This window comes from Anabaena sp. FACHB-1237, assembly GCF_014696225.1.
GTDB lineage: Bacteria > Cyanobacteriota > Cyanobacteriia > Cyanobacteriales > Nostocaceae > FACHB-1237.
In genome coordinates this window covers 19,614-42,632 of sequence record NZ_JACJPV010000026.1, presented here as the reverse complement: position 1 = coordinate 42,632, position 23,019 = coordinate 19,614, and the positions used below count along the sequence as shown (strand labels likewise).

Sequence of the window (23,019 nt, the reverse complement as noted above, 5' to 3'; positions counted from 1 at the left end):
TTGCACTACTATAATTTTGGTGATTAATAAATTAAGAACTGATTTCTATTCCATGTTCAATGGTGTGAGTTGTAAACAATTCTAAATCTGGATCAGGAATTGCTGATCTGATTTTTTGTTTAACTATTTCTGCTTGTGATGCTGATTCTACAATAGCAAATACTGAAGGTCCAGAACCAGACATCATGGTATTTAAAACTTGTGGTTGTGCTGCAAATAATTCTCTTAATCGCAATACTTGAGGATAGGCTGGTAAGACAACTTTTTCTAAATCATTGTGTAATTGGTGGGCAATTTCTCCTATATTGTGATTATAAATTGCTTTAACCATTGCTTCAGAATGGAAGGCATGAGATCGGGCTGCTAAACTATCTTGATCTGCAATATATGTATGTCCAAATTTTTCTCGATAACTTTTATAAGCCCAAGGTGTAGAAACTTCTAAACTGCGATATTTTCCTAAGACAATATGCAAATTATCTACAGTTGGTAAAGGTGAAAGTTTTTCTCCTCTTCCTGTAGCGATCGCTGTTCCTCCTGCAATACAAAATGGTACGTCAGAACCCAATTTTCCGCCTAGTTGTTGTAGTTCTGATTCTGTTAATCCTAAGTTCCAAAGTAGATCAATTCCCACCAATATGGCGGCTGCATTTGTTGAACCTCCGGCTAAACCAGCAGCCACAGGAATATTTTTTATCAGTGTAATATCCACGCCACCAAAATTATTAAAAGCATCGGGAAATTCTTTAGTCATTAATTCCGCAGCGCGATAAACTAAATTAGTTTTATCATTGGGTACTTGGGGATGTTGACAATAAATGCGAATATTTTCTGTACTTGCAGCGTGAATTTCAATTTCATCAGCTAAATTGATACTTTGCAAAATCATGGCTAACTCATGAAAACCATCTGCACGACTACCGATGATTTCTAAATATAAATTGATTTTAGCCGGGGCGATTAATTTGTACTTCCTCATATCATTATCATGTTACAAATTTAGATACTATTTACCAAAGTTACCCATTGTTGAACACTGAGATCCTCAGCCCTAACTTGGGGATTTATGGCTAATTTTTCCATTAATTGTGTCAAGCGATCGCGGTCAATTACTGATTCTAAATTATTTCTTAACATTTTTCGCTTAGAGGCAAATCCTAACTTAACTAAAGTTGCTAATTTTTTGGGATCTTCTGCGGGTATTTCTATTTGTTTAGGTGACAAACGTACTACCGCAGAATCAACTTTAGGAGGTGGATAAAAAGCTGTTGCGGGCACGATAGAAATTAACTCACAATCCGCTAAATATTGTACTCTAACTGATAACGCTCCGAAGTCTCTTGTACTAGGTTTAGCATATAATCTTTCCGCTACTTCTTTCTGAATTAATAATACAATAGAGTCAAAAGGTTGAGGATTAGGATCAGCGATCGTGCCCAGTAATCTTTCAATAATTGGACCTGTGATGTTGTAGGGGATATTAGCTACTACTTTATTTTGATTTTGGAACTTGGGGAAATTACCAATTTGGGCTGGTATATCTAGTTCCAGAAAATCACCTTGTAATAGTAAGAAATTTTCTTTACTTCCTATTTGTTTTACTAGTAATTTACATAAATCTCGATCAATTTCTACTGCTAATAAAGATTCTACTAAGGGTAATAATCTCTTAGTTAAAATTCCTGTACCTGGCCCTATTTCTAATATTCTATCGGTTTTTTGACAGTCGGCTGCTTTGACTATGGCGTTTAGGGCTTTATCGCTTTTTAACCAATGTTGGGCAAATTGTTTACGCGGTTGTACCATTATTGATGTTCAATAAGTTGAGGATTGAATGTGATTATAATATCATAAAATAAGCGATCGCTTTTCAATGTTTTGCCGAAAAAACTGAATGTTTATATTCAGGTGAAGACGATGGTTATTTACCATTAAAATTTTATTATCAGTTTTTTAGTCAAGTTAATTTCTACCTAAGAATTTCAATTTTAGCTGCATCAAATACTAAACCACCACAGGCAAAATATTTATGAATATTGATTTTTACAAATAAATCCTTGAGTTTTTCTGCAATTTCAGATGGAGGATTTCCTGATAAAGCAATTGCGATTAAATGTTCTGCACTGTGAATTTCACTTTCTATCCCTAATAGGGATTATTAGAAATTGCAATCGGGCTAACTTGGGGCGACTTGAGCGATCGCACTGTTTCAATCCCTAATAGGGATTAGTAGAAATTGCAATCTAGCCTTGTTTTCCGATGTTTACATCGTACAAGTTTCAATCCCTAATAGGGATTAGTAGAAATTGCAATTGGAGGTAAAGTTAATATTGGTGCAGTCATAGATTTGTTTCAATCCCTAATAGGGATTAGTAGAAATTGCAATGAAAATACACAAATAAGGAGATAAAAATGTTTGTTTCAATCCCTAATAGGGATTAGTAGAAATTGCAATAGGGAAAAAAAATCAGGAGTCGTGACCGAGAAACTAGTTTCAATCCCTAATAGGGATTAGTAGAAATTGCAATGACAAAGCGGAGCTATAACACTAGTGAAGGTAAGCGTTTCAATCCCTAATAGGGATTAGTAGAAATTGCAATGAAAAAAATTTAGAGAGCGTATGAAACTTAAACAAGGTTTCAATCCCTAATAGGGATTAGTAGAAATTGCAATCCCATTGGGTGCGTCAATCCCTTTGGGGTAATAGGTTTCAATCCCTAATAGGGATTAGTAGAAATTGCAATAACAAGGCTATCGCCTATTAAGAGATGAAGAGTTTTGTTTCAATCCCTAATAGGGATTAGTAGAAATTGCAATGCTATTTTGTTTTGCGTTGCGGGTTTGGGTATCCAGTTTCAATCCCTAATAGGGATTAGTAGAAATTGCAATACTGCTCCCCAAGGACAGGCATGGCTATCCACAGCGTTTCAATCCCTAATAGGGATTAGTAGAAATTGCAATTATCCCCTGATCCTGTTGTAAGGGTTATTAGACCTGTTTCAATCCCTAATAGGGATTAGTAGAAATTGCAATTTGAGGTTTTAGTTATGCACGTAATTCAAGATGGTATGTTTCAATCCCTAATAGGGATTAGTAGAAATTGCAATTGGTATGTCTGCTGATATTCATGAAGATTGGGTTGTTTCAATCCCTAATAGGGATTAGTAGAAATTGCAATAAAAAAGCAATATCTGTTTCAAATTAGAAGTTTTCTTGTTTCAATCCCTAATAGGGATTAGTAGAAATTGCAATTTCAAAAGTACATGAAGAGGACTTCCATTTCGATGTTTCAATCCCTAATAGGGATTAGTAGAAATTGCAATAGATAGTACAGTCTTTTCCATTTTAGTAAGTTAAGTGTTTCAATCCCTAATAGGGATTAGTAGAAATTGCAATTGGCTTTAATATAATGTTTCACTTGCTGGGTTACATACTGTTTCAATCCCTAATAGGGATTAGTAGAAATTGCAATACCAGTAAATATAGAAGTAGTTACTGAAATATTTGTTTCAATCCCTAATAGGGATTAGTAGAAATTGCAATCGGAGAAGATACAGTAATTAAATACAAGCAGGCAAGAGTTTCAATCCCTAATAGGGATTAGTAGAAATTGCAATCCCACTGTTTAGCTTCGGGTGTGGATGGTTCTGTGTTTCAATCCCTAATAGGGATTAGTAGAAATTGCAATGATTCTGTTGAAAAACAAGTATTCACAAAGAGAGAGTACCGTTTCAATCCCTAATAGGGATTAGTAGAAATTGCAATTTTTAGGAATAAGGTTAGTCGCTGCCATTATCCCTGTTTCAATCCCTAATAGGGATTAGTAGAAATTGCAATATTTCGTCGTGGAATGTGGGAGTTACACGAGGATGTTTCAATCCCTAATAGGGATTAGTAGAAATTGCAATCACCTTAAACACGCTTAAAAGTGCAGTTTCCGTAAATATTTGTTTCAATCCCTAATAGGGATTAGTAGAAATTGCAATTTCTGAAGCAGATGATCTTGGAAGGAGGAAAGACGGTTTCAATCCCTAATAGGGATTAGTAGAAATTGCAATCTACCGCGAAGAAGCCAAACAAGTATCAGGTAAAAAAGGTTTCAATCCCTAATAGGGATTAGTAGAAATTGCAATCAATTTTTTTCCCTTCCTTATCAATGGTTTCAATCTTGTTTCAATCCCTAATAGGGATTAGTAGAAATTGCAATTAACTCTTGCTGTACAAGACTGCTTGTGATGTTACGTTTCAATCCCTAATAGGGATTAGTAGAAATTGCAATTCTAATAGAGCAAGATAGGTTTAAAGGAAGCGTAAAGTTTCAATCCCTAATAGGGATTAGTAGAAATTGCAATACTAAATCTTTAATTTTTAAATCTTCAATTAAGAGTTTCAATCCCTAATAGGGATTAGTAGAAATTGCAATAATAATGTGTTTTTGTCCTGATTCTGCTATAGCTATCGTGGTTTCAATCCCTAATAGGGATTAGTAGAAATTGCAATTCAATAGCCATAAGGGTTTTAGCCACATCAGCAGACTGTTTCAATCCCTAATAGGGATTAGTAGAAATTGCAATAATAGCCTGATTCATTCCTGATAATTTTATGTGTTTTCATAGTTTCAATCCCTAATAGGGATTAGTAGAAATTGCAATATCACCCTCCGAACTAAGAAGATTAGCAGTTTTCTTGTTTCAATCCCTAATAGGGATTAGTAGAAATTGCAATAACACTAAATGAGCAAGCCAAAGCAAGTCTAATATTTGTTTCAATCCCTAATAGGGATTAGTAGAAATTGCAATATGAGCAAATAGAGAAATTTGGGAGGAGTTGGCTTGTTTCAATCCCTAATAGGGATTAGTAGAAATTGCAATATGCTAAAGCCGTATTTAGCGGCTTCATATTCAACGTTTCAATCCCTAATAGGGATTAGTAGAAATTGCAATTCAAGTCTCTTCTTAGCTTCATCCATAAATTGGGAATGTTTCAATCCCTAATAGGGATTAGTAGAAATTGCAATTTCTGAGGTTATGAATGAATGTTTGAGAACTATGAGTTTCAATCCCTAATAGGGATTAGTAGAAATTGCAATCCTGGAGTTAATCCAATTTGCCCAATTCTGAGCATCTAGTTTCAATCCCTAATAGGGATTAGTAGAAATTGCAATTCCGATGATCATATAAATAAGGAAAAGATGGAAAAGTTTCAATCCCTAATAGGGATTAGTAGAAATTGCAATAGCAGGGTTCTGAAAGCCTTGGTATATTTAGTTTTCAAGGTTCGGTTGCGCGGATGCCATAATTATAGTTGATTCCAAGAATTGTGTCAAGAGGGAAAATCAATGAAAACCTTACAGTGTAAAGTGCGCGGGTGGGTAACTTGGATAAAACATATCAAAAGCTGATGTAGAAAACATTCCAGCCATTTTTTGCCCACCTAGATTTTTTACACCCACCCATCCGCGCATCAAGCAAAGAAAACAGTATGATCGCGGGGTTGTTCACCACCAATTCTTTCTATTTTACCATGACAGCAAGCACAAAGGAAATAAAAACGGATGCTATCGGTATCAGACTTAATCAGTTTATTCAGACGCGATCGCAGTTTAGCATACTCAGTATCAGTCAATTCACATTCAAAAATACTATATTGTACCCATTGTCCATAAGACTTGAGGATATTGTGAATTTTAGTGCGTCGTTTATCTTCAGAAATATCATAAGAAACCACAAGATTCATAAATTGATAATTGGTGATTGGTAATTGGTAAAAACACACTCTTCTCTTTTTGCTGGGACTTGTGACTTTTTGTCACTTACTGTTACCCGTCAACTGTCACCTTCTTACTTCAAAAATAAAGGAGGATACTTATCAGTTGTTCCCATTAAATACTTAGCTAACAACCTAGCTTGTAACTCAAAAGATTCTCGATAAGTACATTTTTTACCCATCACTGGATGTTTAAACTCCGATTGTTTTTTCTTCTCATAATTAGTGAGAAAAATTTTCCTACCTTCAGCAGTAAGAGAAACAGCATTACTCAAAGGTTCGCTAATAAAATCATCCGGCTTTAAAAATTGTTTATTCAACAAAGTCAAAACCAAAGAATCAACCACCAAAGGTCTAAACTCTTCCATTAAATCTAGTGCCAAAGAAGGACGATTATAACGATCAAAATGTAGATATCCCAAATAAGGATCAAAACCCACAATATTTACAGCAGATTGGATATCATGACGCAACAAAGAATAGCCAAAACTAAGCAGAGAATTTACAGGGTCAGTAGGTGGACGACGAACACGCTTAGTAAATTCAAAATTAGGATTAAGAATTAAGCTATTAAAACAACCAAAATAAACAGCACTACCAGCACCCTCTAAACCTCGTAAGGAATCAATATTTTCTGTTTTATCAATGGCCGCAATAATATTTTCCAAACGAGTAATATCAGCAGACAAATCAAGATGATCAAATTCTCGTTGACGACGTACCAAAAGTTGCCGATAATTTTTTAATTTACCTCTGACAAAACCCTGGACAACATGAACAGATTGAGGAGTATTTCCCGCAGCTTGCCATTGAGATTTTCTCACAAAAATATTACCAGACATTTCCGGTTGTAACTGTCCTAAATAATGACCTCTTTCATCAATAAAAGATAGAGGAATATGACGAATCATCAACTCAGAAACAACAGCAGGAGAAATAGTAGAACGACCTAAAACCACCACACCATCTAATTTAATAAATGGTACATCTATGATAGTTTGCTTATCGAATTTGACATTAATTCTTTCATCAACTTTACCAATAAAAGAATCTGCTTGTGAAATGTAAAGAGTACCCATGATCAAATCCTCAAAATATACAGTAAAATATACAGTAGGGTATGTTAAGCTAATGTGCAGCTAAAATGTATAATTAAAAAACCTGAAGTTACAGTAGCACAAGCATCTTGCTTGTATTAATTATTCAAGTTAAAGGCACAACAGCTTAAGATGAAATCTGTAACGCACCATCTTCAAGTTTTTAGTGCGTTACGCTATCGCTAATGCACCATACAAGCTGTAACGCATCCTATTCAAGTTTTTAGTGCGTTACGCTATCGCTAATGCACTACAAGCTACAAGCTTTTAGGTGACAGGTGACAAGTTAAGATTTTTCAGCAATTACTAATTACCCATTACCGATAATTAATTTGCTTCTTGATAACGTCCAACCTTATCAACAGCTTGGGGTAAACATCGAGAAAATAAACTACAACCATCACAGCGTTTTGTTTTGACAGATTTTGGCATAGTGCCAGTAAACAACAACATTTTTATAGCTTCAATAGTGGCAATAGTATTTTCTCGTAATTCTGGCGTAATTTCTACTAATTGACGTTGATGTGTTTGGGCATAATAGATATAACCAGAATTGATATTTTTACCAGTCATTTCCTCCAAACACAAAGCCTGAGCGCAAACTTGTAATTCATCATTATCCCATTCTCCTTTACGTCCTCTTTTGTATTCAATGGGGTAAAATTCGCCATTTTGAAATTCAATTAAATCGGATTTACCAAGTAATTGATATTGATCAGATTTAAGATAAATTGCCCGTATTTGGTAAGTTTCCTCCCGGTTTAGTTCTCCTATTGTGTGAACTCGTTCATGTAAACTTGTGCCTTCAATAGTGTATTGATTATCTGTAAATTCACCAGCGCAATGAATTAACCAACAACGATGGGGACAATAGGAATATTGATTTAGTGAGGCAATGTTAACGTAATCTTCTGGAGAGGTGACAAGTGATAGCATATATTATTTGCCATTTGATTTTCAAAACAATAAAAAACAATTGATCTGTGGCGAATATCTTAATTGTCAAGCGATCGCGCAACCCTACAAATGTACCCAGATCCCCGACTTTTTAAATTAAGTAAAATTTGATTTATAAGACAAAAAAGAAGTCGGGGATCTTTCTATAAATAATGTTGGTTTAATGTTGGTTTAATGTTGGTTTAATGTTGGTTTTTCTCAACCTAACCTACCTTCTTCTTACCATACCCATACCCATAGTGGTTTTTCTCCCAACACCTGCATATAAAGCAAAATCAGCCAAAGCATTAATTTGTTTAATTCCTATTGCTTCCACATTGCCAAGAATACGATAACTAATTTCACCTAAACAACCAATAAATTTATTTTCATAGTTGCTAATCACCTCAGTTTTGATATTAAAAGCACTAGGATAAACTGATTCAAAGGAAATATTAGTTAATTCAATACCGCTATATTTATGCCACCGATTTAGTAGACTATTAAATACAGACTCCTTAGTTGGTAAAACATTATCAAATGCACCTTGACGAAAGGCTACAGGTGTAGAAAATATAAAATTAATTATCCTTTCTGTTTCACTTGCCTGTTCATATAATTGGGCATAAGTACAAACATTAGACCAAGGTTGGGTAGATTGGGGTGTACCTTGAATGCTAGTAATAAATAAATTGGCTGATCCTAAATGCCAAGGATGTTCTGGGTTAAGATTCAACCATAAAGGTGTGAGTTTACCAAATAAATTGTCATCTAATAAAGATATGCGCCACCAACAAGAACTACCGGCAGGAATAGGATTTTGATGGATATATTGCAAAGTATGGAATTGGATTTTATGTTTATTTTTTACTTGCAAAGGTGAGAGGGTAAAGGCCTTATCAGCATTTGATTCGTGGAGATAATCACCTAATTTTCTATCTACAGAACTGACCAAATTAAGGAATAAGGCATGGTAGTGTCTACCAGATAGGAAGTTGGGGTAAATGGGGGATTGGGGGGTGATGTTGAGGATGAGACTGTGAGGCATATTATTGATGGTTTAACATTCTAAGTTAAGGGCGGGCAAGATGTCCACCCCACAGGATTTGTAAGTGTGAAAATGATGAGAATTTAAGCCTTAAATCTGTATTGCATTTGTTTGGGAATTTTTACATTTTTGACATCATCAAAATAGTAATATTCTCCTTGCATTTGCACATTTTGAATCAGACTTACTGGCGGCATATTTACCACATCATAGCTAATTACTCGATTAGTAAACATGACATCTAAAGGATTTAGAGGATGAGTACAGGTGAATAAATCAGTTTTAGTTTTTGGTGGTGGTAATTTCTCCACTGTGATTTCTGCTTTGCTCATCCATTTACCTAAACGAATCCATTTAGGTAATTTAATGTTTTTTTGAGCAATGAGAAAAAACTCAAATTGACTTTCTGGTGCAATTTCCTTTGCTCTACCAAAACTGGGAATATTCTTTTGGGTTTTTTCCATTTCTACATGGTAGTTATTATTGGCATATTTCCATGTATTGAGAATAGATAAATGATGCAAAGAACGAGCCGGAGTTATATAAATTCCTTGTTCATTTAAAGGAGTTAAATGTTCCTCATATTTTGGCACTTGTTCAGGGCAGAAATAGCGATAGGAATTTTCTTCAGAAACAGTGGTTGAATAGTTTTCACTATCAATTAAACCTAGAGAATAACAGAGGGCATAATTATGAATTATTGGCTCTGTTTCGTACAGTCTGCCAATTTCACGAGTGGCAAAATAGAGGCTGTCATGTAGTTCTAATTTGCAGCGATAGATAATGGTCATAGTGGTGATGATGGGGTATAGATTCCCGACTTCTTTGAGAAGTCGGGAATCTGAATATTCAACTACTTAGTTTTAGCGGCTGTTTTCTTTTTACTAATATGTTTGCTGGCATATTCTTTAGCTTCAGTATCAGCTTTTTGCAAAATTGATTTAATTCCCGCCTCATTATTTGTGAGGTTTTTCACTTCATTAATTAAAGGTACAAAACCATCACCAATAAAGTCAGTATGCACAATAAATTCATCATTCATTAAACTTTCAATTGCACTTTTAGCAGATGTAATTACATCATCTTCATCTAAAGGATCTGGTGATTTGAGAGTATTACTAGCCTTCATTTCATCATATATTGCTTGAGTCCAACGCAGGTTACTGGTAATTTCTCCATCAGCAAAAATCACACCAATTAACTCATTTCTAACTCTACCTGTACGGGTTGTTTGTGCGCCATAGTGACGAGTTCTCAGGATGTTATTAAATACATATAAAAAACTCGCTTCTGTGGGGTCTTTTAAAGTGACAATGCTGGGGAAAAATACCTGTGGTCTAATGTGATCTTGCTGGTTAATTCTGCTAGTGACTTCACCAGCTTTAGAACCACTTTCTCCTTTAGAAGCCATTGTCCCATTTTCAAAAGGAGCATTGAGAGTAAAGGTTTCATGAGACTCATCAAAAGCTGTAATTGAAAATGCAGTATCTACCACAACTTTTGATTTTTCTGAACCAGAATCACCAATAGCAAAACCGTAAATAATACAATCAGGGTTATCCATTGCAAAAGATACGTTATATTCACATTCTTCTGCTGTCATAAATTTGTATTTCCGCAATAATTCCCGACCTACTAATCTTTCCGGTGTGGACTGTTTACGTTTGAACATGGAAAGACGGCTAATGGTATTTTTTTCTTTGACTCCTGCTCTTACTCGTGCTTTATTTAGTTCGCTATCTGTTTGGAATAAAGGGTAAGATTCAGTAACACGAATAGTTAAAAAGTGAGCATATTTTCCCATTGGTTTGTAGGGAATTTCTGTTTGAAATAATTTAGCATCAACGGTTTTTAAGAGTGACATAATTTTCTCCTGGAAATAAATGTTTAATAAATGAGTGCTTGAACTAGAATCCGCATTAAGGGGTCTAAATCATCAGGAACACGATAACTATCAAGTCCTTGATCAAGATGTTTATTAAGGCGATCTAGTTGGGCAAATTCCCATATTTTGCCAGTAGTGACTGAACCAATAAGGTGAGTTTGTTGTTGATTTGTTTGCCATTGATCTAGGGCGATTAATTCTGCAAAAAGTTGAGTCATACCATAATCTAAATCCTCTTTTTTAGCTTCGATTACTAAGAGGTTATTGCGATTTTTGATTAGATAATCAAAGTAACCTTGTAGTTGTTCGCTCACCTTAATTTGATATTCAATTCTCACCTCCGATTTAGTATAGTGAACTAAGTCTAAAATTATTGGAGAAATTAATACTTCTCTGCGACTTGTCTCATTGGCCAAATCAAAGTATGGAAGAATTTCATCAAGTCTTTCTTGCAATTCTTGTAATCGGTCTAGATTTTCTTGATATTGGGGTAAATTCAACCGTTTTCGAGCAAATGTATAGCCAAATTCTTGAGCAAAATCTTGAGGTGAAATGTGCATCTCAAAATATTTGCTAAAAGTATAAGACTGAGTAGAATCCAGAATAGTCATTATCTAATTTTCCTCAGTTTCAATCTCAGTAATTTCATCAGGTTCATTTTGGGGGCGTGCTTTATATTCTTCATCATCTGCTAAACGATAAAGAAATTCACAGGTATCTCGAATCAGGTTTAATTGACGACCTGCTAACCGGGCGCGATCGCTCTTAAAACACCCCTCAAAAACATCCTCTACAAAATATTTTGCAAACTCTAAAACAGCTTGTCTTTCTTCCTCCCTTTTACTCATCATCCAACGTCCTTCCGCAGTGGAAGAATGTACCCTATCCATAAGTTTAAAAATCTCTGCTGCTACGGCTGAAATTAAACTTTCCCCATTAAACACACAAGAATCTGCTTTAAGAATAGTTTCCGCAGCGATATCAATGGGTTTTAAAACAGCATTAGCTTTAGGACTAAACCTTTTATTTGCCCGATAAAAACGGCGATAAAGTTCCGTTAATTTCTTTGGATGATTCAAAGTTGATTTTTCTTCCACAATTAATTCCTCCTTAATAGAATCAAATTTTGTATAAGGGTCAAAACAAGGGTAAAAATGATAGGTGTAAAGTTTGATTTTCTCAACTCTAGCTGTTTCCACTCCTTGGTTACGCACCCATTTATTCAGATAAGCGAACACATATAGAGGACTGGTTTCAAAATCCTTAGCTAATTCCGTAAATTTCCCCCAATTAGCATCATAACCAGTCTTACTTTGTCTAGCATTCACATCTAAATGAATAGCGTAAGCCGCAGTTAAAACATTCAAAGGTGCAGAATATTGAATACCGTACTCTTCCCAACCTTCAAGAATGTAATCAAGTCGGAATCTATCTCTTTTTACTAAAGTACGGAAAGCATGAGGCGCACTATCAAGAAAAACGGTTTCTTCAAATTCTGCACCATCATTAAATGGGGGAATTGGAGACTCAGAAACCACAGTTTTCACATCTAAAATCATGGGAAAAGCGAACGCTAACCAACTCGGCATTACCCAAGATTCTGTATCAGTGCTATCTCTTCCTGGTGGTAAGGCCATGAAGTAAAATGTTAAAGGTTGATCTTGAGGATAGGAAAGTTTAAAAGTGCGATCTTTTTCACTATCTAAATTTTCATCAATTAAGAAACTATCCACACATTGATAATTTTCTTTAGATAAATCAACCTGTAAATCTTTACTAATGAAATGATTACGAATACTAGTATCAAAACGAGTTTGGGCAATATTTGTGTAGGCTTTTTGTAAAAACTTATTAGTTTCTGGAGTGAAATAATAAGTTGGATAAAAGTAGAGATAGCGATATTTACCATCTTCAAATCTTTTCCCTACAGCTTGCGTTTGATTCATTAATATTTGTCTGAGCATCATTTCCACGCCTGCAATACTAGAAATGTTGCGTTTAGCGTTAGAACCTCCTAACATTTGCTTATTTGTATAAACTTGGGGAGTAAATAAAACTGCTGATTCCATTTGCTCAGTAACAGTATAAGCTGAATGAGAAATTGAGCAAATTAATTGTTTACCTCTGCCTGGTTTTTTCGCAGCATTATAATTACCTAGTTCATTGATAAAATTATCAATTTCAGTGGTGACAGATGTGGATTGATTAGTATTAGGTAACATGATCACTCTTGATACCCACAACCTTAAATCATCCCAACCATCAGGTAATTGATATTGTGCCAGAATTGGGGAAATTAAATCTGTCAAGTAATAAATTACCTGTTGACAATTTTCGCGGACATCTTCAATACCTGGATGTTTTTCCAGATATTTAGCCGCTAGATAATACCATTCATAAGGTACACCTCCTGTATTACCTTTTAATTTTTGTTCTTTCAAACTTTCATTGATACGTTGAATTTCTCGAACTTGCGGTAAATATTCTGTTAAATTCCAAAATTCAGCGACTTTATGAGTTAAATCAAAATCTGGAACTTCTGGTAATTTCTTATCTTTTTTTCTGGCAGTTTCGATTTTTTCAACGGTTTCTTCCCAAATTTTACGAGTAATTAGATCTCCAAATTCGGCAATTTGATCAATGCGAATATCGTCATCAAAATTAAAATCATAATCAATGGATAAAACATTTTGTTTTTGAAACTTAACTAAATTTTCACTGCGACTTTTACCAACAGATGTTTTACCAGTATTTAAAATGCGTAAAGTAGCATCTAACGCAACTTGCATTAAACCAAGAGAATCAAAAAATAGATTGTAATATTCAGCATATTTCATTCCTTTTCCATCTCTACCAAATCCCGTTTGTCTGAGTTTTAGTTGACCTGCACAAAGAGATTTAATCTTATTAACTACCAAATTTGGTAAAGTTTCTCGAGAGATAGGAGGAGCATCACGCAACGCTAGATAAATTACCCCTGTGGGTAGATATAACAAAGGTTCATAATATCTATTTTCTGCGGTATTTAAGTTAGTATGAGCTTCAATTACAGCATTATTTACAACGTTGGTTAAAACACCTCTATTTTCGGCAATGTGATGATATGTAAATTTTAATTTACCATCACTAAGACTGTGAATAATTTCATTAATTCTCGTATTTTCTGCATCTTGAGGATGTTTAATAATTGAAGCGAGAGAATCAGCTAAACAAGTTAAATCTGATAAACTGCGAATAGTGCGATCTTTGAGAATAGGATTTAAACCAAATTCAGAAAAATTCCAGTTAGTATCCCAGCGTCTTTGGGCATTATAGGCCATACACAATAAATCATCAATATATTCTTGATACTCTTCAGAATTATCTGGATTGATAAATTTATCAAGTCCTAATTGTTTGACTTTTTTATCAATAATTTTTCTATGTTCATCTAAAGGTAATTTGCGACATTCTTCTGGTGCATCTGGGAATTTTTCAAAGTCATGTAAAATGAAACCAGCAATTACTAAACGTCGTTCTTTATCTTTTACCACTCGTTTAATTGTGGTATCCAGTTTTTCTAACCTTTGTTCGATTAAATTAGCTGGAAATAAACCATTAAGCAAGTGAGTATTTAAAGATTGATCAGCCGCATTATCTCGTCTAACTTTTGTTTTACCTTCTACTGCTCGTTTTTCGTCAATTTCATCAAAGAATTTACCACCTTTGGCTGTGACACCAATAGCGATTTTTACCAGATTTGGTAATACATATTCGGCAAAATCTGCCATTACTTGATCGTTGGGATTTTGCGATTGTATGGCTTCTTTTAATAGTTTAAGTGTGAGTAATTGTCCTTTGGTTTCAATTGTTCTATCTCCATCACCATCAAAACCAAAATCACCTGATAACCAATCATCATCTGAGGTTTCAGAATTAGCGTTATCTACTATTTCTACAAGTGATAATTGTTGAAATTTATCTGTTTTTTTACTTTTTTTAGCCATTGTTTTTTGCCAATAAAATTAAATAAGAGTTGATTTTTATGATGTGTTTTATGCAAATCCTTCTAGTAGTTTAGCAACTTGTTCAGGATCAGGAAGTTGATTTGTCCAGCCAAATTTACGAGTCATTTTCATATAAAATTCTCGTTCTAAGTCATCTTTACACTTTTCTAAAATGACTATATTGTGAGTCCATCCAATTTCTGCAACTAATGGTTGCAGTTTTTCATTTTGGCTGTATGTGACGTAAAAATTCCTCATATTCCAGATATTTCGAGCAGAAAAACCACTAATACCTGGAAATTCTGTTTGTAAGTCTTTTGATAACTGTTCAACTACAGATTTACCCCAGTTAGAATTTTGTTGTTTGATAAAAATCATCTGGCCAATATCCCAATATAAGTTAATCATTTCTCGATTAACTGCTTTGAGTGCTTCATATTGGGCGGAACGAATTCGTTGTTTTACTTCCATAAGTAGATGTATGTAATTATCAGAAATTGGGTTATTCATAACTACAATGTTTTAATTAGCTGCGTAAACTAAACAGGCTTGTATATCTTCCCGTTCTAACCAGGGATATGCTTCTAATAAAGTTTCGATAGTATCACCTGCTGCTAACATTCCTAAAATATGTTCAACAGCTAGACGACGACCACGAATTATTGGTTTACCGCCAAAGATTTGGGGGTTAAATGTGATTCTTTCTAGTAATGTTTGTTCTTTGATAATTTAGGTATATGGTTTAGGTTTTGGTGCGTTACGAAGACAGCTAACGCACCCTACTAGCTATTTTCAGGAAATGGGAGCAGGAAAAACTACTCCCAATATGCAAGAAATTATTTTTAAGCGGTTACTTGTGATTCTACTACTAGCCGCCACTCTCTTCGTTGCCCTTCAATACGACGATCTTCAAAAATATAACCTCGTTTTCTTAAAACATATATGGTTGCAGAAAATCGGTGGCTGATTTTTTCAACTAGTTCTTCTGTAGGATGCCAGTAACCATCTGACATAAGCTGTAGCATACGATTTGGAAGGTTTTCTTTCATAAAAATTACCTCAAGTGGTTTGCGCCGAATCAGCCATGCTAGTGCTAACCTATAAGGTGCGACTCTATATAGGTGAACTGGGATAACTTTTTTCCGGTTCCCCATAATATAACATACGAAGTTTAAAATTAAAAGGTCTTTGGAAAAGAAGTAAGGAAAAAAATCTATTTACAAAATTGGAGATTGAAGACATTTAACAGCGTATTAAGACAAGATTTGTTTTGCTTTATTTATGCTAAGTCTAATTTAGTCTTAAAGGGTATCAAAGATTGCTAGTAAAGATATCAAAAAAATCTGGCAATAAAAAGAATTTTTCTTCCATGAGACTTTTTAAGATGTATACTAAGGAAGCCTTGAGAATAAACCCTAATCCCTATCAGGGATTGAAATTTTGGTAAAGAAGTAATCAAGGCATGAATACAACTCCTTCAACTCCATAATCCCTATTAGGGGTCGAAACCTTAAACAACCCATATCTCATCTCCTTTGCTTTTAAATGTATAAACAAGCGTATCTAATAGCAGTGCCGATTGACCAAAAGCTATAGCATAAGGACTACTAGCATCATTAACACTGTATTGGTCACTAATGGGATAAACTTGAAAGTGCATAGGCAACCTTAACCGCATTCGCACTTCAGCAACTGGACGACGAATAACATAACAAACTAAACCCTCTTTCTTCAGTTTTTTATTAATTTGACTGATCCAAGTGATATCCGGTTGCCATACTCCCACCCCTGTTAAAACCTGTACTTTCCAAGCGTCTGCTATGGGTTGTAAGTCTCCATCATAGGTAAATTTCCAGTTCAACCGTTCCTCCCGGTAGGCTTTCAACTTGATAAATGCTAGACAATGGGCAAATCTACCTTTTGCTATAGGTTGTCCAGTGCGTGCGGCGGTTTCTTTTAATGTCCGCATGAATCCCGCTTCTGTCCACATCTCTATTTCTAAATTGCTTAAAATTCCCGGTAAATCATAAGTTTTAAATCTCTCACTTTCATTAGTTTCTGTTAAATCATATAACCCACATTGCAAAGGACTAGAACCACGAAAACTTGCTGCATCTTCCGCAATGGGATTTCCTGATTTACCTGATTTTTCTCGCCATTCTTTAGCCCATTTTTGAATATGTCCTGCTTGGGATTTTAAACTGGTATTAAATACTTTTTCACAGGCTATTTGAAACTTTTCTCGACTTTGGGTATATTGTTGTTTAATAGTGCGATCGCTCAACTTCACACACAACCAAAAAGACTGTACAGCACCCCATTTGCGATAATATCCATGAAAATCATTAATTTTCCGATATTGTTCTTTAATTATTTGTTGTAAAAATGGGCGATCATAAATATGATCCGCTTGCAATGGTGGTGAATCTGTTTGAAATAAACGCTCAACCAAAAAGTTAGGAATTAAAGCATAAGCTGTATAATTCTCAAATTTAACTTGTTGACCATTTTTTTCATATCCATCATGTCTTCCTAATCTTCCCAAACGTTGAATAAAATTGCCAGAATCAGAAGATTCAAAAATTAGAAAATTAATCTTAAAATCAACTCCTACATCAATTGTACTTGTACCTAAAACTAAATCAGCCGCTAAACTTAATTCTTTTTCACCTTTACTTGATAAACCTGTATTTTCTCCCACTGTCAAATTATAAGGTTGTAAAATTTCCTGAAAAAATGGCGTTAGTCGTTTCACTGATGCAATAGAATTAAGAATAATTGCCCCTTTACTTCCTGGATATTCCTGAAATTGAGAGATAATCACATTACTATTTGCTTTTAACCAAGTTTCCGCAGCTTTAAAACTCGGTTCTAAAGGCATAAAATTGAGTGTAATTCCTTGTGTTACCTGTCGCCAATTTTGGTTTTGAAGTTGTACTTCCTGTTCTGGATGATCAGGAAATTGATATTTATTTTCTGCTAGAGGATTTATCTCTTTACACCGAAATCCGGCTATTTCTAATTTGCTAATTAAATCTTGATCTGGTGTTGCTGAAAGAAAGAGGAACTTTTTGCGGCGGTTTGTACAATGAATTAATAGCATTGTATTAATTACGCTGGCAATTTGCGGGGCTGCAAAAACATGAAATTCATCAAAAATAAATACATCAAAGTCTTTATCTATCTTATTCCATAATTTTTCAGGACTATCACCTGTAATTAAATAATTACTGCGATGTAAATAATGGAAAATATCAGGATTAGTTAATAATACTTCTCTTTGACTAGAAAGTGTTAAAATTGCTGCCCCTTTTTTTAATCCTTCATTTTCTGCATAAATTTCTAAATCTGCACCGCTTAATTTAACTATGCGCGGTTTATTTTCTGGGTGAAATATATCAATGTATCCTTTAATTTGGGTTTCTTGATCTCTTGCCAATTCATTGGTTGGGTAAAGTCCAATAGCGCAAAATTCACCCTGCAAAACTTCTAAATAAGCTGCTAAACTTTTACCATCTCCAGTCATTGCAGTGTTAAAAACCACGTCAATGTTAGGATCTTGTAATGCTTTTAAAGTTTCTAATTGATGCCAAGATAAACACCAACCATCTGGTAATTTTACCCCGTCAGGTGTGGGGACTGTTTGAGAATAAACCGGTTTAAGTTGTATTTTAAATTCTGTTTCCATTGCTTTTACTCTAGTTCAATATCTTGATATTCTTGAATACTTCCTACTCGAATCATCCATAATTTTCCAGTTACATCTGCTCTTTCTAGTCCTGCTATCAGAGTTTCTGCAACTTCACGATAATCTGCAAAATTAGGACGCGGTGGTAAACGAATAACTACAATTCCTGTATAGTTGGAAGGTTTATATTTAAGACGATTTCCAAATCCTCTATCTATTGTTACCAAACATCTAGCTTCGCTGTGGCAAATATCAATTAATTCCTCATCTGGAGTTGAAGTTAAACCTTGTTCTTTTACAGTTGCTAGATCATGTCCCGCAAGACGCAATAATGTAACTATTCGCAGATTACCCAAATTTTCATCAAGTTTAATATTCACTTTCTTACTTCCTTTTACATTCCTAAAGGAATTTCTATATAATTATTTTTAGACATTTCTGCACCATAAGCAATGCAAGCTAAAATGTCATCCCTTTCTAAATCTGGATATTCTTCTAAAATTGTCTCTATTGTTTCTCCACCTGCAAGTAAATCTAAAATTAGTGATACCCAGATCCGATGATCTTTAATACAAGGTTTACCAAAACAAATATTTGGATCAATGGAAATTCGAGAAAGTAAATTATTTGTACTCATTTTTGTTGTTTCCTATTTAGTCCTGTTTACTATGTTATCTTTAGTTATTTATTAAGGTAATTAAAAACTGTCCGTAACTCATTGCTAAAATCTATAATAACAGCCACAATAAAAATTGACAAGCGAAAACAAGTATAAAGTACACGGACACTTTCCATGAGTCGAAAAGGTCAATCTATTACACTATCAGTATCAGAGCGCGATAAAACGCAACTAGAAGCGATCGCTCTCCAATTTGGGATGAAGTGGGGAGATGATCCCAATATCTCCAAACTGATCAAGTCTATAGCCCAACATGAATTAATAGTTAGTAAAAATAATGACTGGCAGGATTTTCGTATCCGTGCCTTACATCGTTGTATAAGTGCATTAACGGATATCGGACAAAATGAACAGGCGGAAATTATAGCTAATTTGCTACTAGAACGCAGTGAATTATCCGTACCTTTACGGAAAGAAATAGAAGGGTTTTTAAATAACTCCCGTCCATCTTGGCGGTTACAAATAGATCACTATATCTTACGTCAACAACCCTTTCAACTTGCTTATCAAGATGCACTAGAACAAGTACTTAATTTTACTGTACGTTATGCCAAAATCAGACCCCATGAAAAACGTCTATATCTTGACTGTTGGTGCAAAGAGACAGAAGGAAATCTTGATATACCAGAATTAAAACATAACTGGTGTTTCCGTTTAGACGGAATTAATGAAGCATCAGTTACGGAAATTACTCAAAAATGGCTTAATGACTTGGATCAAATAGATGTGGAAATGCACCTATTGAATAAGTTAGCGTTTGCATATCAACCTAAACCAGAGGATAAAATAGTGGAATGGATACCAGATCAACCACGGGTAAAACGCGTAATTAGAAGAATATCAAATACATTCTGGTTTATTCGGGAAATTATGCAATATTCCTCTGATTGTATTGTAGTTTCACCGGAGAATGTGCGATCGCTCATCAAAGCTAAACTCATTACCCTGTGTGACAATTATGCTATTGTAGTAGGTGACAATAATAATCAGATTTCGCCCTAACTGGAATAAAAATCCCCTTAAACAGCTAGGGGATCTCAAAGTTTATGACACATTACTCAGAACTTTTCAAACATCCTCTGATTTAATATGTGTACTAATTTCTGTAATAGTTGTAATCACTGTTAATAAATCAATTTTGTTAATATGTAGTGTAGTACACCTTATAATAGTTAAGCAAGAGTTGTTAACCCATTAAAATAATCTTGTAATTGTTGAGAATGGTCATGAGACATATTGGGTTTTGGCAGGGAATTAAGAGGAAAAGATTGTATTTCTATTACTTCTAAAGGATCAGATATCTCCATTTTTCCTTGTACTTGAGCTTCCACCACAATACAAATTGAGTGAATGCGAGGATCACGATTTGGTGATGAATAAACCCCTACCAATCGCTTAATATTAGTTATTTCCAATCCAGTTTCTTCTTTTAATTCTCGATGCACAGCACTTCTAATATCTTCTCCCCAATCTACCACACCACCTGGTAATGACCAACATCCATCATCTTTCCGTCTAATCAGGACAATTTCTCCATTTGGTAAAACAGGAATGATACTTGTACCAGTAATAGGATGGCGAAATATTATACCTAATACTGTTTGCAAGAGTTTTTTAATGCTAAAGCCAAAATCAATCACGGGTGTAAAAAAAGCAAAGAGTTTCAATGGTAAAACGACCTGATTATACAATATTTTTCGGTTATTTGTATCATGACTTACGCAACTGGCACATTGGTAGGGTGCGTCAGATATCAACAGTCTGTTTATTTGCAGGCATTCAGTCTGAGGCACTCTACAACAGATTTTTGCTGTGACACTTGTGTAAGTCCTATGTATAATTTTAATTAACTTCATTATTAATTAATTCATTAGGTTGATGTTTTGCGTCTACAAATAGCTGGAGTTTGATTTATGATTCTAAGGCCTGATAGATAAAAAATCAACTTATGTGCTAAGATATCTTGCTTTTAACTTGAATAATTAATACAAGCAAGATGCTTGTGCTACTGTAACTTCAGGTTTTTTAATTATACAGTGAGTCAACAGATCCCTATCTCCTGCAAAAATGCAAAAAATTAGGAATTTGGCGATCGCTTGACAGAAGTATTGTAGTTATGGTAGAATGATACGTTGTTTAATACTTATTGATTTTCGCACTAGGGTAAAAGTATCTCAATAACACCAAGTAATTGATATTGCCTACATAATGCCTAGATGCAAGTTTTTTGTTGTTTATTTACGAGGTGAATATGGCAAAGCGCCGTAACCCGAAAAAAGAAAAGGCGCTACGAAACCAGGCTTACGCCAGAAAGTTTCGTAAACGGACTACTACAGGTAGAATGGGCAGACGATTCCAACAAAGATCGCCTAAGAGTGAAGAAGATGAAGCAACGGGTGCAGCAGCTATGGATGCTGACTAATTTCTCTGTTTGTGAACTTCTCAGGTGAGAGGGGAGAGGGGAGGGGTGAGAGCAAAAATTCTTTATTCTGACTTCTTGATCTCCTGACTCCTGACTCTTAGATCATGCTAAGTTCTTTTTTCGCTGCTAAAATAGCTTGTCTAATTTGATTAAATCCTGTACCACCGTGACTATTACGGGCTGCTACAACTTGTTTAGGAGTTATGGCTTCATAAATATCTGCTTCAATGGCAGGATGTAATGTTTGCCATTCTTCCAGGGTTAAGTCTTTCAATAGTTTACCGGAACTAATACTGGTTTTGACAATTTTACCTACGAGATTATAAGCCTCTCTAAATGGTACTCCCTTAGCTGCTAAATAGTCTGCTACATCTGTAGCGTTAGAAAAGTCTTCTGTAACTGCCACCGCTAGTCGTTGCGGTCTAAATTCTAAACCTTCTTGAAATAGAATTGTCATTGCTTCTAGGCAGTTTTTAATAGTATTTACGCTATCAAATATACCTTCTTTATCTTCTTGCAAGTCTTTGTTGTATGCCAGGGGTAAACCTTTCATAATGACTAACATGGCTTGCAAATGACCAAATACGCGCCCTGTTTTTCCTCTCACTAATTCAGGCACGTCGGGATTTTTCTTTTGAGGCATAATGCTAGAACCAGTAGCACAGCTATCTTTGAGGGTAATAAAGCGAAATTCTTCCGATGCCCATAAGATCACTTCTTCCGATAGTCGACTCAGATGAACCATGATGATACTAGCTGCGCTGAGAAATTCTATGGCAAAATCTCGATCGCTCACTCCATCCAGACTGTTAGCATAAATGTGATCAAATTCCAATAGTTTGGCTGTATATTCTCTATCTATGGGGAATGTTGTTCCCGCTAATGCTCCACATCCCAGGGGAGATATATTAACTCTTTTATTAACATCTGCTAATCTTTCCCAGTCCCGTTGTGCCATCTGCCAATATGCTAATAAGTGATGAGCTAAACTTATTGGTTGGGCACGCTGTAAATGGGTATATCCAGGAATCAAGGTTTCTACATTTGCTTCTGCAAGATCAAGAAGGACTGTTTGGAATTGACGCAGTTGTTGACGAATTTGTTGGATTTGGTCGCGGAGATATAGTCTTGTATCAGTACCGACTTGATCATTACGGGATCTAGCTGTATGTATTTTCTTACCAATATCACCAATAATTTCTGTAAGCCGTTTTTCTACAGCAAAATGAACATCTTCAGCATCTATGCCGGGGGTAAATTTACCTTGTCTGTATTCTTGGCGAATTTGTTCTAACGCTGTAACTAATTTTTCTCCTTCTGCGGAGGAAATTATTCCAGTGTGAGCTAACATTTTGGCATGGGCTTGAGAACCAGTAAGATCATATTCTATGAGTTCTATATCAAAATTGATACTAGCATTAAAACGAGCGATCGCTGGATGTAATGCTGATTCAAAACGTTGACTCCAAGTTTGTTTTTCCGTCATAAATGAAAAGAGAAAATTATAATCTT

Annotated in this window: 19 protein-coding genes, 1 pseudogene and 1 CRISPR repeat array; of the genes and pseudogenes, 2 read left to right on the top strand and 18 right to left on the bottom strand. The window is 34.9% G+C overall.

The window, feature by feature from the left end; translation table 11 throughout:
* Positions 1-31: 31 nt before the first annotated feature.
* The 16 genes and pseudogenes from ispE to H6F32_RS13505 all read right to left on the bottom strand — a co-directional run bounded on the left by ispE (position 32) and on the right by H6F32_RS13505 (position 19,043).
* Positions 32-979, bottom strand: a complete 948-nt coding sequence (gene ispE / locus H6F32_RS13580) for a 4-(cytidine 5'-diphospho)-2-C-methyl-D-erythritol kinase (RefSeq protein ID WP_190369863.1) — start codon at positions 977-979, stop codon at positions 32-34.
* A 20-nt stretch (positions 980-999) separates the two neighbouring features.
* Positions 1,000-1,806 carry a 16S rRNA (adenine(1518)-N(6)/adenine(1519)-N(6))-dimethyltransferase RsmA gene (gene rsmA, locus H6F32_RS13575; protein ID WP_190369862.1) on the bottom strand — a complete coding sequence of 269 codons (807 nt, stop codon included), beginning with the start codon at positions 1,804-1,806 and terminating at the stop codon, positions 1,000-1,002.
* A 329-nt stretch (positions 1,807-2,135) separates the two neighbouring features.
* Positions 2,136-5,236: direct repeats of the CRISPR family, unit length 37 nt; unit sequence GTTTCAATCCCTAATAGGGATTAGTAGAAATTGCAAT.
* A 227-nt stretch (positions 5,237-5,463) separates the two neighbouring features.
* Positions 5,464-5,736: a CRISPR-associated endonuclease Cas2 gene (cas2, locus tag H6F32_RS13570; protein WP_190369861.1), complete on the bottom strand. Its 273-nt coding sequence runs from the start codon at positions 5,734-5,736 to the stop codon at positions 5,464-5,466.
* A 104-nt stretch (positions 5,737-5,840) separates the two neighbouring features.
* The gene (gene cas1d, locus H6F32_RS13565; protein ID WP_190369860.1) at positions 5,841-6,845 is read right to left on the bottom strand and encodes a type I-D CRISPR-associated endonuclease Cas1d; all 1,005 of its coding nucleotides are present in this window, start codon (positions 6,843-6,845) and stop codon (positions 5,841-5,843) included.
* A 345-nt stretch (positions 6,846-7,190) separates the two neighbouring features.
* A complete protein-coding gene (cas4, locus tag H6F32_RS13560; RefSeq protein WP_190369859.1) occupies positions 7,191-7,799 on the bottom strand; it encodes a CRISPR-associated protein Cas4 in 609 nt (202 codons plus the stop codon).
* Positions 7,800-8,028: 229 nt separating this feature from the next.
* Positions 8,029-8,847, bottom strand: coding sequence for a CRISPR-associated endoribonuclease Cas6 (gene cas6, locus H6F32_RS13555; protein ID WP_190369858.1), 819 nt, complete (start codon positions 8,845-8,847; stop codon positions 8,029-8,031).
* A gap of 83 nt (positions 8,848-8,930) precedes the next feature.
* The gene (gene cas5d / locus H6F32_RS13550; protein WP_190369857.1) at positions 8,931-9,638 is read right to left on the bottom strand and encodes a type I-D CRISPR-associated protein Cas5/Csc1; all 708 of its coding nucleotides are present in this window, start codon (positions 9,636-9,638) and stop codon (positions 8,931-8,933) included.
* Positions 9,639-9,700: 62 nt separating this feature from the next.
* Positions 9,701-10,711, bottom strand: coding sequence for a type I-D CRISPR-associated protein Cas7/Csc2 (gene cas7d / locus H6F32_RS13545; RefSeq protein ID WP_190369856.1), 1,011 nt, complete (start codon positions 10,709-10,711; stop codon positions 9,701-9,703).
* A gap of 23 nt (positions 10,712-10,734) precedes the next feature.
* Positions 10,735-11,343 (bottom strand): type I restriction enzyme HsdR N-terminal domain-containing protein, encoded by a 609-nt coding sequence (locus H6F32_RS13540; protein WP_190369855.1) that lies wholly within the window; start codon positions 11,341-11,343, stop codon positions 10,735-10,737.
* A 3-nt stretch (positions 11,344-11,346) separates the two neighbouring features.
* Complete coding sequence (gene cas10d, locus H6F32_RS13535; RefSeq protein WP_190369854.1) at positions 11,347-14,718, bottom strand: type I-D CRISPR-associated protein Cas10d/Csc3; 3,372 nt, start codon at positions 14,716-14,718, stop codon at positions 11,347-11,349.
* A gap of 93 nt (positions 14,719-14,811) precedes the next feature.
* Positions 14,812-15,228: pseudogene (locus tag H6F32_RS13530) on the bottom strand (DUF1016 N-terminal domain-containing protein); the annotation flags it as partial.
* Between the two features lie 12 nt (positions 15,229-15,240).
* Positions 15,241-15,417, bottom strand: coding sequence for a DUF433 domain-containing protein (locus H6F32_RS20605; protein WP_395939615.1), 177 nt, complete (start codon positions 15,415-15,417; stop codon positions 15,241-15,243).
* Between the two features lie 143 nt (positions 15,418-15,560).
* Positions 15,561-15,731, bottom strand: a complete 171-nt coding sequence (locus H6F32_RS13520; protein WP_242031130.1) for a hypothetical protein — start codon at positions 15,729-15,731, stop codon at positions 15,561-15,563.
* A gap of 497 nt (positions 15,732-16,228) precedes the next feature.
* Positions 16,229-18,406 (bottom strand): type I-D CRISPR-associated helicase Cas3', encoded by a 2,178-nt coding sequence (gene cas3 / locus H6F32_RS13515; RefSeq protein WP_190369852.1) that lies wholly within the window; start codon positions 18,404-18,406, stop codon positions 16,229-16,231.
* Between the two features lie 5 nt (positions 18,407-18,411).
* Positions 18,412-18,786, bottom strand: a complete 375-nt coding sequence (locus H6F32_RS13510) for a DUF5615 family PIN-like protein (RefSeq protein WP_190369851.1) — start codon at positions 18,784-18,786, stop codon at positions 18,412-18,414.
* 14 nt (positions 18,787-18,800) lie between these two features.
* The gene (locus tag H6F32_RS13505) at positions 18,801-19,043 is read right to left on the bottom strand and encodes a DUF433 domain-containing protein (RefSeq protein WP_190369850.1); all 243 of its coding nucleotides are present in this window, start codon (positions 19,041-19,043) and stop codon (positions 18,801-18,803) included.
* A gap of 156 nt (positions 19,044-19,199) precedes the next feature.
* On the opposite strand from H6F32_RS13505, the gene H6F32_RS13500 reads away from it, so the two are divergent.
* Positions 19,200-20,087 carry a WYL domain-containing protein gene (locus H6F32_RS13500; RefSeq protein WP_190369849.1) on the top strand — a complete coding sequence of 296 codons (888 nt, stop codon included), beginning with the start codon at positions 19,200-19,202 and terminating at the stop codon, positions 20,085-20,087.
* A 170-nt stretch (positions 20,088-20,257) separates the two neighbouring features.
* On the opposite strand, the gene H6F32_RS13495 is transcribed toward H6F32_RS13500, so the two are convergent.
* On the bottom strand, positions 20,258-20,752 hold the full coding sequence (locus H6F32_RS13495; RefSeq protein ID WP_199294571.1) for an NUDIX hydrolase: 495 nt from the start codon (positions 20,750-20,752) through the stop codon (positions 20,258-20,260).
* Between the two features lie 584 nt (positions 20,753-21,336).
* On the opposite strand from H6F32_RS13495, the gene H6F32_RS13490 reads away from it, so the two are divergent.
* Positions 21,337-21,507, top strand: coding sequence for a hypothetical protein (locus H6F32_RS13490; RefSeq protein ID WP_190369848.1), 171 nt, complete (start codon positions 21,337-21,339; stop codon positions 21,505-21,507).
* 97 nt (positions 21,508-21,604) lie between these two features.
* Here the strand turns inward: H6F32_RS13490 and argH are convergent, their stop codons facing one another.
* Positions 21,605-22,993 (bottom strand): argininosuccinate lyase, encoded by a 1,389-nt coding sequence (argH, locus tag H6F32_RS13485; protein ID WP_190369847.1) that lies wholly within the window; start codon positions 22,991-22,993, stop codon positions 21,605-21,607.
* Between the last annotated feature and the right edge of the window lie 26 nt (positions 22,994-23,019).